This is a genomic window from Nicoliella sp. ESL1113 (assembly GCF_058509245.1).
Map to the genome: position 1 here is coordinate 169,578 of NZ_CP196387.1, position 12,431 is coordinate 182,008.

The 12,431-nt window shown below is 39.5% G+C and carries 15 protein-coding genes and 8 tRNA genes; 8 read left to right on the forward strand and 15 right to left on the reverse strand.

Annotation, left to right across the window (positions count from 1 at the left end; genetic code table 11):
- Positions 1-355: 355 nt before the first annotated feature.
- Positions 356-799, reverse strand: coding sequence for a CopY/TcrY family copper transport repressor (locus ACSYTJ_RS00810; RefSeq protein ID WP_491719909.1), 444 nt, complete (start codon positions 797-799; stop codon positions 356-358).
- 147 nt (positions 800-946) lie between these two features.
- Here ACSYTJ_RS00810 and ACSYTJ_RS00815 point away from each other — a divergent pair, with 147 nt between their 5' ends.
- Positions 947-2,341 carry a flavocytochrome c gene (locus ACSYTJ_RS00815; protein ID WP_491719910.1) on the forward strand — a complete coding sequence of 465 codons (1,395 nt, stop codon included), beginning with the start codon at positions 947-949 and terminating at the stop codon, positions 2,339-2,341.
- A 40-nt stretch (positions 2,342-2,381) separates the two neighbouring features.
- On the opposite strand, the gene ACSYTJ_RS00820 is transcribed toward ACSYTJ_RS00815, so the two are convergent.
- Positions 2,382-3,245 carry an aldo/keto reductase gene (locus ACSYTJ_RS00820; protein ID WP_491716987.1) on the reverse strand — a complete coding sequence of 288 codons (864 nt, stop codon included), beginning with the start codon at positions 3,243-3,245 and terminating at the stop codon, positions 2,382-2,384.
- 19 nt (positions 3,246-3,264) lie between these two features.
- Positions 3,265-3,627, reverse strand: a complete 363-nt coding sequence (locus ACSYTJ_RS00825) for a hypothetical protein (protein ID WP_491719911.1) — start codon at positions 3,625-3,627, stop codon at positions 3,265-3,267.
- Between the two features lie 248 nt (positions 3,628-3,875).
- Here ACSYTJ_RS00825 and ACSYTJ_RS00830 point away from each other — a divergent pair, with 248 nt between their 5' ends.
- The 3 genes from ACSYTJ_RS00830 to ACSYTJ_RS00840 all read left to right on the forward strand — a co-directional run bounded on the left by ACSYTJ_RS00830 (position 3,876) and on the right by ACSYTJ_RS00840 (position 4,955).
- Positions 3,876-4,256 (forward strand): YbgA family protein, encoded by a 381-nt coding sequence (locus ACSYTJ_RS00830; protein WP_491719912.1) that lies wholly within the window; start codon positions 3,876-3,878, stop codon positions 4,254-4,256.
- On the forward strand, positions 4,257-4,622 hold the full coding sequence (locus ACSYTJ_RS00835) for a TIGR02328 family protein (protein ID WP_491719913.1): 366 nt from the start codon (positions 4,257-4,259) through the stop codon (positions 4,620-4,622).
- An 81-nt stretch (positions 4,623-4,703) separates the two neighbouring features.
- The gene (locus tag ACSYTJ_RS00840; protein ID WP_491716991.1) at positions 4,704-4,955 is read left to right on the forward strand and encodes a hypothetical protein; all 252 of its coding nucleotides are present in this window, start codon (positions 4,704-4,706) and stop codon (positions 4,953-4,955) included.
- A gap of 48 nt (positions 4,956-5,003) precedes the next feature.
- On the opposite strand, the gene ACSYTJ_RS00845 is transcribed toward ACSYTJ_RS00840, so the two are convergent.
- The 9 genes from ACSYTJ_RS00845 to ACSYTJ_RS00885 all read right to left on the reverse strand — a co-directional run bounded on the left by ACSYTJ_RS00845 (position 5,004) and on the right by ACSYTJ_RS00885 (position 6,112).
- Positions 5,004-5,075, reverse strand: a tRNA-Asn gene (locus tag ACSYTJ_RS00845).
- Positions 5,076-5,113: 38 nt separating this feature from the next.
- A tRNA-Asn gene (locus tag ACSYTJ_RS00850) sits at positions 5,114-5,185 on the reverse strand.
- A gap of 39 nt (positions 5,186-5,224) precedes the next feature.
- Positions 5,225-5,296 (reverse strand) — tRNA-Asn (locus ACSYTJ_RS00855).
- 40 nt (positions 5,297-5,336) lie between these two features.
- Positions 5,337-5,408, reverse strand: a tRNA-Asn gene (locus tag ACSYTJ_RS00860).
- Between the two features lie 39 nt (positions 5,409-5,447).
- Positions 5,448-5,519: transfer RNA gene (locus ACSYTJ_RS00865), tRNA-Asn, on the reverse strand.
- 41 nt (positions 5,520-5,560) lie between these two features.
- Positions 5,561-5,632, reverse strand: a tRNA-Asn gene (locus ACSYTJ_RS00870).
- Positions 5,633-5,672: 40 nt separating this feature from the next.
- Positions 5,673-5,744, reverse strand: a tRNA-Asn gene (locus ACSYTJ_RS00875).
- Between the two features lie 38 nt (positions 5,745-5,782).
- Positions 5,783-5,854: transfer RNA gene (locus ACSYTJ_RS00880), tRNA-Asn, on the reverse strand.
- Positions 5,855-5,974: 120 nt separating this feature from the next.
- A complete protein-coding gene (locus tag ACSYTJ_RS00885; protein ID WP_491716992.1) occupies positions 5,975-6,112 on the reverse strand; it encodes a hypothetical protein in 138 nt (45 codons plus the stop codon).
- 335 nt (positions 6,113-6,447) lie between these two features.
- Between ACSYTJ_RS00885 and ACSYTJ_RS00890 the strand changes: the two genes are divergently transcribed.
- Entirely contained in the window at positions 6,448-7,449 is a 1,002-nt protein-coding gene (locus ACSYTJ_RS00890) for a C40 family peptidase (RefSeq protein ID WP_491719914.1), read from the forward strand.
- 131 nt (positions 7,450-7,580) lie between these two features.
- A complete protein-coding gene (gene budA / locus ACSYTJ_RS00895; RefSeq protein ID WP_491716994.1) occupies positions 7,581-8,291 on the forward strand; it encodes an acetolactate decarboxylase in 711 nt (236 codons plus the stop codon).
- Positions 8,292-8,347: 56 nt separating this feature from the next.
- Here budA and ACSYTJ_RS00900 read toward each other — a convergent pair whose 3' ends face one another.
- Entirely contained in the window at positions 8,348-9,415 is a 1,068-nt protein-coding gene (locus ACSYTJ_RS00900) for a hypothetical protein (protein WP_491719915.1), read from the reverse strand.
- 171 nt (positions 9,416-9,586) lie between these two features.
- On the opposite strand from ACSYTJ_RS00900, the gene ACSYTJ_RS00905 reads away from it, so the two are divergent.
- Both ACSYTJ_RS00905 and ACSYTJ_RS00910 read left to right on the forward strand, forming a co-directional pair.
- Positions 9,587-10,207, forward strand: a complete 621-nt coding sequence (locus ACSYTJ_RS00905; protein WP_491719916.1) for a YdhK family protein — start codon at positions 9,587-9,589, stop codon at positions 10,205-10,207.
- A 107-nt stretch (positions 10,208-10,314) separates the two neighbouring features.
- Positions 10,315-10,995: a class I SAM-dependent methyltransferase gene (locus ACSYTJ_RS00910; RefSeq protein WP_491719917.1), complete on the forward strand. Its 681-nt coding sequence runs from the start codon at positions 10,315-10,317 to the stop codon at positions 10,993-10,995.
- A gap of 126 nt (positions 10,996-11,121) precedes the next feature.
- Here ACSYTJ_RS00910 and ACSYTJ_RS00915 read toward each other — a convergent pair whose 3' ends face one another.
- Both ACSYTJ_RS00915 and ACSYTJ_RS00920 read right to left on the reverse strand, forming a co-directional pair.
- Positions 11,122-11,415 carry a hypothetical protein gene (locus ACSYTJ_RS00915; RefSeq protein WP_491716998.1) on the reverse strand — a complete coding sequence of 98 codons (294 nt, stop codon included), beginning with the start codon at positions 11,413-11,415 and terminating at the stop codon, positions 11,122-11,124.
- 220 nt (positions 11,416-11,635) lie between these two features.
- Positions 11,636-12,367: a gamma-glutamyl-gamma-aminobutyrate hydrolase family protein gene (locus tag ACSYTJ_RS00920; RefSeq protein ID WP_491719918.1), complete on the reverse strand. Its 732-nt coding sequence runs from the start codon at positions 12,365-12,367 to the stop codon at positions 11,636-11,638.
- Positions 12,368-12,431 lie beyond the last annotated feature (64 nt).

Sequence of the window (12,431 nt, forward strand, 5' to 3'; positions counted from 1 at the left end):
TCATGATGACCGTGATCCATGTTCATGCCTTTCATATCATGATCACCATGACCCATGTCCATGCCCTTCATATCATGATCACCATGACCCATGTCCATGCCCTTCATATCATGATCACCATGACCCATGTCCATGCCTTTCATATCATGATCATCGTGATTCATTTTCATACCGTGGTGGTCTTGATCGTCATTACCGCTGTCTTCTGAATCCTTGTCATCATGGTGTTGATGGTCGTGGCTGCAGTGCTTATGACCATTTTCATCAACCGTACAGCAGCTATCATGCTTATCATCATGGTGCATCTTTTGCATATCCTTATCATTCATTTTCATACCATTCATCTTATCGTCTTTCATTCCATGTCATCTCCACATCTCATGTATTGATCATCTAAACAGTTACATTGAACCTTATCGGGAGCCGTTTTCTTCTTTTCGTTCAATTTATCGATTAACATTTGGATATCATCCTTGCTGATCGAAAAATTATCGATAATCGTCCCGACTTCTTTGCCCACTTTCATCTCACACATGTTATTGAATAAGTCGACTGAAACAGCATTCATGGCATCCTTTTCACTAATGTTTGGTGAGTAGATGTATCCACTGCCGTTCTTTTTAGTGTTCAGATAGTTTTTATTCTTGAGCCGAGTGATTAACGTTTTGGTAGTTGACGGCTTCCAGCGGTTCTTTTTTTCCATTTCATCAATGATGCTTCTGCTCGTACACTGCTTTAGCGTCCAAACGATTCGCATTACGCACCATTCAGAATTAGTAATACTAACTGTATCATTCACCATATCACTTCCTTTATCGAACTGTTCTACGGGTATAATATACCATTTTGGTTTACATGTGTAAACAAAAACGCTCAATCAGCAATTTGAATCAATTTATGATTAAATTGAATTAACGAAATTAATAATTACGCAGGAGGAATTTTAATGGCAAAGTTTATTTTTAACCCCAATCCGATCGCAGAACTTGCTAATGAGTACGATTTGATCGTGATTGGTTCTGGATCAACTGGGTTGGTCGCTGCATTACAAGCATATGAGTTGGGGGTACATCCAGTGATTTTAGAAAAGATGGGTCAACTCGGTGGGAATACCAATCGGGCATCATCAGGGATGAATGCTGCCGAAACTGAGGTGCAGTTAAATCATCACATCGTGGATAGTTTTGATGCTTTTTACAACGATACCTTTATTGGCGGGGACAAGCAGAACAACCAAGCGATGCTGCATTACTTTACAACGCACGCGGCATTGGCAATTGACTGGCTCGCCGACCATGGAATTAAATTGGATGATGTTACGATCACTGGCGGGATGAATACGAAGCGGACGCACCGTCCTAGCAGTATGGCCCCAATTGGTAATTTCTTAGTCACTTCGCTTTTAAAGTTGATTGAAAAAGCCCACATTCCAGTTTTTAATCAAGTCACTGTTCAAAAATTGATTAAAGATGCTGATAAGGTTACTGGGGTGGTTGCAGAGCTAACCGATGGATCCCAAAAGCAGATTAACGGATCTGCCGTGATTCTGGCAACGGGGGGCTTTGGCGCTAGCAAGTCCGTTATTGCAAAGTATCGGCCCGACCTCGTTCACTACCGCACCACGAATCAACCTGGGGCGACTGGCGATGGGCTCAAATTAGCAACCGATATCGGAGCGGCCCTTGTTGACATGGATAAAATTCAAGTCCATCCCACCGTTCAGCAGGATAACGACCATGCCTTTTTAATCGGTGAGGCGGTGCGCGGAGAGGGAGCAATTTTAGTTGATGCGAACGGGAAACGGTTCGTAAATGAACTAGCGACCCGAAAGAATGTCATCGCTGCGATCAATGGACTGGCGGATAAGAGTGCCTATCTAATTTTTGATCAGGGCGTTCGTGAACAGGTAAAGGCAATTGAATTTTACGACTCAATTGGGCTGGTTGAACATGGCCCTAGTTTAGCCGAACTATCCGTAAATATCGGTGTTGATACAGAAACACTGCAAGCAACCGTTGAACAATGGAACCACGCGGTCGCAAATCATTTCGATGAATCATTTGGGAGAAGGACGGGAATGGAGCGGCAATTGAGCCATGCCCCATTCTTTGCGATCCACGTTGCCCCAGCGGTTCATTACACAATGGGGGGCTTAAAGGTCAATCAACTGACCCAGGTACTGAATCACAATGGGCAGCCAATTGCAGGATTGTTCGCTGGTGGTGAAGTAGCCGGTGGTTTACATGGTGATAACCGAATTGGTGGAAACTCGATTGCAGAAACCGTCATTTTTGGGCGTCAGGCGGGGCAACAGGCTTATCGATATCTGCAACATGATTAAACAAAAAACCATTTCCGAATTTTCGGAAATGGTTTTTAAATTAGTCTAAACCGTTTAAGTTATTAGTGTATTGACTGAGTCGTAAGACCGTCTTGGGATCGGTATGGTCAGCTGAGACCCCGTCCTTTCTATCAAGCCCATCGATTTGTTTCATTTCATCATCGGAAAGGCTGAAATCAAAGATATCAACGTTTTCCTTGATTCTTTCTGGTTTGGCACTTTTGGCAATTGAAACGATGCCGCGTTGGAACAACCATCTGAGCATTACTTGACCCACGCCCTTACCGTGAGTTTCGGCAATTTGCGAAAGGGTCGGGTTAGTAAAGATATGGTCGTAACCCTGTGCAAATGGGGCCCAGGCTTCTGGTTGGATGCCATAACTCTTAAGGTAATCGACCGTGGCCTTTTCTTGGTTCCAAGGGTTGATTTCGATTTGGTTAATCGCTGGTTTAACCTTGTTGAATTGCGCTAAATCGGTAATTTGGTAATCAGGGAAATTAGAAACCCCAATCGATTTGATCTTACCTGCGGTTTGCGCTTCTTCCATTGCCCGCCAGGAACCATAGTTATCACCATAAGGTTGGTGAATGAGGTAGAGGTCGAGGTAGTCTAATTGTAATTTTTCAAGGGAACTATCAATCGCTTTCTTGGTCTTATCGTACCCGTTATCGCTGATCCAAACCTTGGAAGTAACGAACAACTGGTCACGTGGAATCCCATTTTGTTTGATTCCCTGGCCAACTAAAGCTTCATTAGTATATACCCGTGCAGTATCGATCAATCTGTAACCAGCACTAATTGCATCATCAACGATGTCGGCAGTGTTAGCGGGATCAGTTAATTTGTAAGTCCCAAAACCAACTGCTGGCATCTTGTTACCATCATTTAATTCAAAGAATTCCATTCTAAATTTCCTCCATTATTTATTCCCAGGAATCAGTATCGTCTGGGTTATTAAAATTTTGTTCATCAGAATCGTCAGGATCGTCGTCAACTGGATTGTCATAGTCATCGCGATCTTCGGCAGTATCTTCGCCAATGTCATCCGTGATGTCACGATCATCATCATCGGCAGTGTCAGTGTCAAAGTCATCGGTCGTATCATCGTCGTTATCGTCCCAATTGTCGTTGTTATCATCGGGAGCATTATCATTAACAACGCGGTTTCCATCACCACTCAAATCTTCGAGTGGATCTGCGTCTTCATCACTGTAATTATCTTCATCAAAAATATCATTTAAATCATCGATGTTATCAACATCGTCATTATCATTTTTGTATGACATACTTATCACCTTACTATTTAAGATTTTGATTTTAGTTTAGCACAACCCCATTCAAGATTATATTAATATGAATTTGATTCTGGAATAATTAAATAAATTCCAGGTTAGCTTGACATTTTGTTAGGTTGCGGTATTATATAAGTAGAAACAAACGAATCGAGAATATCGGCTAAGAATGATAACAGGTAAACGGTGTTAAGTCACTATTACCTGTTATTTTTTTATCATAAGATGGGATGGTGACTTACTTGGAACAATGGCAAAAAGATTGGGCCTACAATAAATATTGGGTAATGGCGCATTCTCAACAGGCGTATAATCATATTCGCCAACTGGCTAAGAATAATGATTGGACGGCTGCCAAGCGTATTGAGTATCAACAGCTCCTTTTGGATTTAGAGCATCTCCAGCCGACGAAGGCGACGCTTACGACTGCCTACCAGCATGTTTGGGGCTACTTTAAGAAGGTGGCGACTCCTGAAGAACGGAACCAATACGTTCAGTTGTTGGATCAATTAACCCCAGATGATGATCGATTGGGACCGTTTTTAGTGACACTGACTGATAAATATCAAGTGGATTATCTGTTGGATTCTAGAATAATTCAAGAACTAAGGAGGGATACTTAGATGCGACTTTGGCACCAGAGTTTGATTACCAAATTGCCCCGCCAACAATTATTAGGGCAGCACCGTGAAGCGTGTGCACTACGCGGAAATGGATGGGGAAAGAAGCATGCGACCGTTGATTATGTATTTAACTATTCGCCGTATAAGCTATTTCAATTTCATGAATTGGTAATGGCTGAAATGCATCGGCGTGTTTACCACCCAGACGAACGGTGGGTAGATCCGAATTACCGTGGTAGTACCTGTGAGCCATATCATGACCTGCCACCAGTTGATCTAACAACGCCGATCTATCCCGAACACGATGCAGCGTACCTGGCAGAGTGTTTAGCCAATTTAAGAACGAAGGGGATTGAAATTGAATAGATAGGTTGTGTGCTAATTAATTGCTAAAAGTTCATTTCTATTTATAATATTAACAAGATAGTTATGAAAGGGGATTTTATGATGGATCAAGCAAGACAAACAGAGGTTTTAACGTCATTACGGAGAACCCGTTCTCACATTATCAACGCTTTGGATGGGACGAATGAAAAAAGTAATGTGATTAAAGATATTGACCGCTTCGTTAACTTTTTGAATACGACCCCACTAGATCAAATTACTGAAAAAGATGTTGATTATAATTACTCAATTATCAAGGCTGAAATCAACTGTTCACTAAACTGCTTTACCCATGCTTTGAACGCAATTAAATAGTTCTAAACAAAAATCCCATGCCTGAGATCAACAGCATGGGATTTCTTACTGCCCCGGTTGGACTCGAACCAACAACCTACGCATTAACAGTGCGGTATTCTACCATTGAACTACGGGGCAAGAAAGTGATATTTAATTACGCTCCCAAGGGGAGACAACTGCTCAAGTTGGACTCGAACCAACAACCTACGCATTAACAGTGCGGTATTCTACCATTGAACTATTGAGCAATGAAGTAATTTAATTATGCTCCCCAAAGTGGGAAGCAACTGCCCCGGTTGGACTCGAACCAACAACCTACGCATTAACAGTGCGGTATTCTACCATTGAACTACGGGGCAAGAAAGTAAGATTTAATTATGCTCCCAAAGCGGGAGACAACTGCTCAAGTTGGACTCGAACCAACAACCTACGCATTAACAGTGCGGTATTCTACCATTGAACTATTGAGCAATGAAGTAATCTAATTATGCTCCCCAAAGTGGGAAACAACTGCCCCGGTTGGACTCGAACCAACAACCTACGCATTAACAGTGCGGTATTCTACCATTGAACTACGGGGCAAGAAAGTAAGATTTAATTATGCTCCCCAAAGTGGGAAACAACTGCCCCGGTTGGACTCGAACCAACAACCTACGCATTAACAGTGCGGTATTCTACCATTGAACTACGGGGCAAGAAAGTAAGATTTAATTATGCTCCCAAAGCGGGAGACAACTGCTCAAGTTGGACTCGAACCAACAACCTACGCATTAACAGTGCGGTATTCTACCATTGAACTATTGAGCAATGAAGTGATCTAATTATGCTCCCAAAGTGGGAAGCAACTGCCCCGGTTGGACTCGAACCAACAACCTACGCATTAACAGTGCGGTATTCTACCATTGAACTACGGGGCAATAATAACTTGATTGAAATAAAAAGGACTCGCATCTTTTAAGTGAAATGCGGGTCCTTTTGGTATTACAGAATTTAAAAGGGTATCCACACTTCCGATTAAGTATGGATACAAGTTAGTTTTAGGCGGTTACCACGCTAAAGAAATACCCATACGAATTACAATTATTATTATTACTATTTCGATTATTATTATTGTAATTTGAATTGGTATTATTATTAAATGACTTATTTGCTACAATCATCTTTTTCGTTAGCATGGTTTCGCCTCCTTATATTTCGATTTAATTGATGTTTTTATAATAATATGATTAGAAAAGAATGTCAAGGTTTATTTTTATTTAAGTTATTTTTCATATATGAGAATTTAATGATAATTCATCTCAAACCCTGCCCTTAGTTAATGAAACGCTTTTAAAGCCGCTGTTACATTTAGATTACATTTTATGATTAATCTTTATAACAGAATATTTAATATTATATAATTATGATGTTGTTTTTTCGGAAAGTACGGGAGTGATTAAAAATCTTAAATTATAAAATAAAGCGCGGCATCTATACGCTTTCAATTACAACTGCGACCTTTATTGGCGCATTGACAATTGGTAGTAGCCGTGTGTTAGCGGATACGAATGCTAGTGCTGCTAGTAATGCAGCTGTTACATCTACGCAAAGCAGTAATGCTAATGTTAATAGTAGTAGCGCAAGCTCAGCCGCTAGTGGGCAGAGCGAACCCGTTTCAAATAGTACAAATTCAACTAAATCCAATAGTAGTAATGCAAGTTCGGTTGATAATCGGCAACAAACTAGTGCTAGTTATGCAAAGTCATATAAGTTAAGTGCAGCTGCAAGTAAGGCTGTCAACAGTAGCACTTTGAAAGCTAATAATGTCAGTAAGTTAAGTGCAGACAAGCAATATGTTAAAGAACAAGGCAGCATGAGTGCAAAAATGAAAGTTACGAATGCAGATGCTAATGTTTATTCTGCGCCAGCTAAAACTAAGGATGCTGAAAAACTGGGGACTGCAAGTAGCCTAGGGTTAACTGATCAATGGTTGACCGTTAATTACCGTAAGTACACCAACAAAAAAGAAGGCTATTTCCGAGTAACTAAGGATGGCACTGATTATTATATTGATGGCAAAGACATGGAATTTAACCTTAGTGGGTTAGATAGTGGGAATGCTAAAATTGAAGCTGCAATTAAAGCTGGTGAAGCATTGGTTGGCAAATCACCTTACTCATGGGGTGGAGGTAGAAATGCAGCCAGTATTGCTGGGCATCATTTTGATTGCTCCTCATTCATTAGATATATTTACGCTAAAGCAGGGGTCAACGTTGGTCCAGTAGCATCTACTACTACTTATACTTTAGCTAGGCAAGGACGTTCGGTAAACTACAATAGTATGAAACGTGGTGACATCTTCTTCTTTAACGATAAGAAGGAGGGGGCATTTTGTCACGTTGGAATTTATCTTGGTCGGGGGTTGTTCTTAAATGACTCCCCATCGACCGATACGCATGGGGTTGGCATCTCTAGCTTATCAGATCCACACTGGTCAAGAAGGGTCAATCACGTAGTTAGACGGATCGTTTAAATTGATTGAAAGCATTGCTATGATGGCAATGTTTTTTTTTTGTCAGGTTTTAAATTTTTGTATAATAACCCAAATTATGAAACAATATTAAAGTAACGTAGCTACTACGTGTTAAATTAGGAGGATTTGAAATGAAAGATACCAAAACATTATTTCAACACGGAACATTAGCCCTTCTAGTTCCTGGTCTTTTTGATGGAACTATTAAAATGGACGAATTTATGAAACATGGTGATACTGGAATCGGAACGGGAGAGGGTCTTGATGGCGAATTGATAGTTGTTGATGGCACTCCTTACCAAATTGATGGGGCAGGCAACGTCAACAAGCTAGACAGTAGTTTTACACTGCCATTCGGGAACATGCACTTTGCTGATTACAAGCCTTTTAAGCAGTTTACTGATTTAGACTTTGCTAAGTTTCCAGAAGCAATCCTTAGTGCAGGGGGCTTGGAAAACAGCTTCTTTTCAATTCAGCTTCATGGCACTTTCAAGACCATGAAGACCCGTTCGATCTACAAGCAAGAAAAGCCATACCCAACCTTAGCTGAATGTGCCGGGAAGCAACACGTCTTTGATGGAGCTGATAAAACTGGGACCGTGGTTGCTTATTACTCTCCTCAATTGTTCAACGGGGTTGCCGTAGGGGGCTTTCATAGCCACTTCTTAGCGGATGATCTCTCACAAGGTGGACACATCCTTGATTTCACTGGCTTTAATGGTGCAGCTGAAATTCAAGTGTTTGAAAATCTAGACCAATCTCTACCAGTTAACAATGCCGAATTTAAGAATCATGATTTCTCAAAGGATGACATTGCTGGTGCGATCGAAGCGTCTGAATAAAAATATGTATAAAAAAAGAGGTGCTGATTTTAAATCAGAGCCTCTTTTAATTTTGCTTATTTGTAGTCGTAAACAATTTGACCGTTACTTACGCTTTGCTTAACCCATTTGTTTTGGTCAGAGATGAAAACGTAAATGTTAGTAGGAGTTTTATCTGAAGCATTCTTTACTACATACCATAAAGTACCATTCGATGCTTTGAATGTGCTAGATACCTTTGCATCTGATGAATCAGGAGCATACTTAGAAAGATAGTAAGTAGTTGATGAGCTTGAGCTTGAGCTATTGCTTGAAGATGTACTAGTATATGGGAAAACATTAATGTTAGTGAATTGGAGATCATTTGATTCAGGAACAGTTACCGTTTGACCACCCATTTGGAGTTGGTATAGAAGGGAACTTCCAGTATTAATAGCCTTAACTTGGTATTGATCACCAGGATTAATGGTAACACCATTAGCGGTGTATGCCTTGGAATTAAATGCTAGGTATGCATTACCATAGTCAGTTGCTTGGTAAATGTCAGGAGTAACGGTTTGGTAATTACTACTTACTGTAACGACTTGTTTGTTGTTGGTGCTGTTAGTGTTATTTGATGAATTATTACTAGTGTTTTTACTACTATTGTTACTACTACTATTATTATTGGTAGTAGAACTAGTAGCTTGTTTAGTTACCTTCAACCAACTTGAGCTATTTGTTAGTTTAGAATCATTTATGATGTAGTAGGTAGGAACATTCTTTTTATCAACCTTAACAAACATCCAAACGTTATTACTTCTTATAATAAAGGATTTGTATCCCTTTTTGATTGTTTTAGTTTTTTTGGTCAAAACAACCCCTTTTGTTTTTTGGCCATTAACTGTTTGGGTAACAAGTTTACCAACGTATCCTTTGACATCCTTAGTTGTTTCAACATATCTAGCAGTTTTTGTCCAATATGATGAAGATGCCTTTGGAGTAGTTGTACTAGTCTTTTTACTAGTTTTCTTACTAATAATCTTGCTAGTCTTCTTACTATTTTTTTGGGTGCTAGCTGCATTTGCATTTACACCTGCTAATGCAGGAGTTATTCCCAATGTGACAGTAGCAGCTAATGCTACTAGTGCATTTTTGTAATTCATAAATTAATTCCTCCATTAATATTTAATTCTGGTTCATTTTAACATGGATATAGACATTCGTCTAAGGTTAGAACTATCCTTAAAGATTGTGTACAACATATTTGCAACTGAAATTTCAATAGTCTACAATGGTAAACGTAAATTAATTTAATAGCATGGGAGTTGATCTTAATGAACAGTAAAAAGATGGTTGTTGGAATCGCAGCTGTAGCATTATCAGCATTATTAGTTGTTCCAGCAGGGGCTAATGCAATGAGTGGTCATTCCAGTTCAAAGATGAGCAGTTCATCAATGAATATGAGCTCGATGAAGAGCAGCTCAAGTAGCATGAGCGGAATGGATATGAGCTCAATGACAATGAAAACGAATGGTGGCAAGGCTCCAAAGGGACTTAAAACCGCCAAAAATGCCAAGTACCCAAAGGGCACTAAGGTAAGGATTAAGGCTAGCCATATGCCTGGCATGAAGGGAGCCACTGCCACAGTTACGGGTGCATACGATACTGATCTTTATACCATTGACTTCACCCCTACGAACGGTGGATCTGAAGTTAAGAACCATCAGTACGTAGTTGATAAAGAAATTAAGACAGCTAAAAAGGGTCAACTAAAGGTTGGCACCAAAATTACCGTTGAAGCCGATCACATGAGTGGAATGAAGGGTGCCAAGGGTAAGATTGTTTCAATCAAGAAGGGCCCTGCCTACATGGTTGATTTCAAGGCGACGAATAGTAGTACCGTTTATAAGAATCACAAATGGCTTGCTCAATCTGATTTAACTAGTATTAAATAACATTATTAAAAATCATGGTCACTACATTTTAGTAGTGGCTTTTTTGGTGCAATGGAAAATAATTTGTTATCATAGAATAATAATAGTATAAATGAGAGTGATTAAAAATGATAAAAAAACTATATATGTATGGGCTAGATGATCCGTACTGGTTCTATACTGGAGTTATTTCTGCAATTGTATTATCGGCTTCTGATTTTAAGAAGTTATGGTGGCTAGTAATAATCTTTTTATTGATTTCGGTATTAGCGGTAATTAAAACATTTCGGAAGTTTCAAATCATTAACAGCCTTTTGACCGACCAAGAATTATTGTCAGTAAGAACGGGGCTTGATTTAAGTGTAGGAACTGGTTATTCAACCATTCGTTTAGCCAAGGCCGCTTTAAATGGTAAAATTACTGGAATCGAAGATGCTTATCAAGGCACTGCTAACCATGCGCGTGATAATGTTTATAAGCGTCGGGTTGGCGATCGTGTTAATGTTATGCGAGGAGACATTACCTCGCTACCATTTCCAGATGATAGCTTTGATGTGATTACTGGTAATTATAGTAAGCAAACCGAGCTTTATATTACTAACCATAAGCGTAGAATTGCGATTTGTAATGAAGTGGCGAGGTTGATCCAAAAGGATGGTAGTGGCAAGATTTTAATGGTGAACTCCAGACGGCAAATTCATAAGTTAGCGGTGGAATTTAGTAAAAAGCCAGGCTTTCAAGTTTACATTGCTGATCCAGAATTAAAATTTAAATTTGGTTATGCTGCTTTGAAAATTGAGGTCAAATAAAAAAGATGATTAACCTTGGGGGAGGAAAATCATCTTTTTTATTATAGATAGAACGAACATATGTTTGTCTTCGCTTATTATAATACTATTGATTACAAATTTAGTCAAACGTTTTTCGTTATCATTTTATGCTTTTGGTTCATAGAAGATTAGGATGGTCATTGCGTATGATAAGAATATCGCAAAACAGCCTAATCCGATTAGATAGCCAATTTCAAATTCTTGTGTTTGGTTGCCTAACGTAGATATCATCGTATTATTCAATAAATTAATTGCAAAATTTAGGATACAAAGAATCGCCCAAGTGAATAAAAAGGTGCCAGACATTTTGTTACCAGTAATCGTAAGGTGTTGACGATGGATGATTCCAAACGTGGCAACGGTGAGGAATAATACGATTGAGATCAGTGGAAAATTCATTCCACCAACATGGAGAAATTCGAGGTAACTAGGAACGATCCAAATGGCAATAAAATAGTATAAAAAATGTAAAATCTTATTTTTGCGGTTGTTTTTAGCATGATACTGCTCGATATTTTTGTCGGGTTGAATAATAATTAAACACTCCTTAATATATTACAAAAAAGAATTATACAAGAAAAGTGCGACCATATCAATGCTTTATGAACATTTTACGAAACTAATGGCTCATTTTTTGAGCGCGTTGGAAAAAGTCTTTAAATAATTGGTTTTCTTCGGGCATGTGTTTCCAGATGTTTTCTGGATGCCATTGAACACATTGGACTGAAGCATCATCGTTCTCTAACCCTTCGATGACCCCATCAGGAGCGGTTGCTGTGATGTGAAGGGCAGGGGCGACTTGCTTAGCTGCTTGATGGTGAAATGTGTTAACGAGGGGATGGGTGCCAATACTTTTGGCTAATTGACTGTTTTTATCAACGTTAATGTGATGGGTTGGCATGAAGCCGATTGATTTTTGGGTATGCTGAATTAACGGATTGTCAGTTGCTTGAAACTGGCTGTTTAGGTCTTGGTATAGGGTCCCACCAAGGGTAACGTTGACAATTTGTAGTCCCCGACAAATAGCTAAAATCGGTTTGCCCATTTCAATGGCGGATTTAACTAACTGCATTTCAAAATAATCACGGGGTAAATATGAGATCCCGCTATTGACGGCTGGTTCTTCATTATATAGGATCGGTGATACATCGGCGCCCCCGGTAAAGATAATGCCATCGACAGTTTCGAGTAATTCTGGCGCCATTTCTGGTTTAACGACTGGGAATACAACTGGCACGATGCCATTTTCGGTTAGGGCGTTGACCAAGGTCCGTTGAGCAATGTGGGACCTAGTCATTCTAAAATTCGGGGTAACATCCATATTGATGTCTGCAGTAATTCCAATTCTCATACTTAGCTTCCTTTCAATTACAAAAAATACTTAACAACTAATTATAAATCCGTCTTAATGAAAG

Coding starts and splice junctions, on each gene's coding strand:
- ACSYTJ_RS00815 (WP_491719910.1), top strand. CDS start 947: ATGGCAAAGTTTATTTTTAACCCCAATCCGATCGCAGAACTTGCTAAT.
- ACSYTJ_RS00820 (WP_491716987.1), bottom strand. CDS start 3,245: ATGGAATTCTTTGAATTAAATGATGGTAACAAGATGCCAGCAGTTGGT.
- ACSYTJ_RS00825 (WP_491719911.1), bottom strand. CDS start 3,627: ATGTCATACAAAAATGATAATGACGATGTTGATAACATCGATGATTTA.
- ACSYTJ_RS00835 (WP_491719913.1), top strand. CDS start 4,257: ATGCGACTTTGGCACCAGAGTTTGATTACCAAATTGCCCCGCCAACAA.
- ACSYTJ_RS00840 (WP_491716991.1), top strand. CDS start 4,704: ATGGATCAAGCAAGACAAACAGAGGTTTTAACGTCATTACGGAGAACC.
- ACSYTJ_RS00885 (WP_491716992.1), bottom strand. CDS start 6,112: ATGCTAACGAAAAAGATGATTGTAGCAAATAAGTCATTTAATAATAAT.
- budA (WP_491716994.1), top strand. CDS start 7,581: ATGAAAGATACCAAAACATTATTTCAACACGGAACATTAGCCCTTCTA.
- ACSYTJ_RS00900 (WP_491719915.1), bottom strand. CDS start 9,415: ATGAATTACAAAAATGCACTAGTAGCATTAGCTGCTACTGTCACATTG.
- ACSYTJ_RS00905 (WP_491719916.1), top strand. CDS start 9,587: ATGAACAGTAAAAAGATGGTTGTTGGAATCGCAGCTGTAGCATTATCA.
- ACSYTJ_RS00910 (WP_491719917.1), top strand. CDS start 10,315: ATGATAAAAAAACTATATATGTATGGGCTAGATGATCCGTACTGGTTC.
- ACSYTJ_RS00915 (WP_491716998.1), bottom strand. CDS start 11,415: ATGAATTTTCCACTGATCTCAATCGTATTATTCCTCACCGTTGCCACG.
- ACSYTJ_RS00920 (WP_491719918.1), bottom strand. CDS start 12,367: ATGAGAATTGGAATTACTGCAGACATCAATATGGATGTTACCCCGAAT.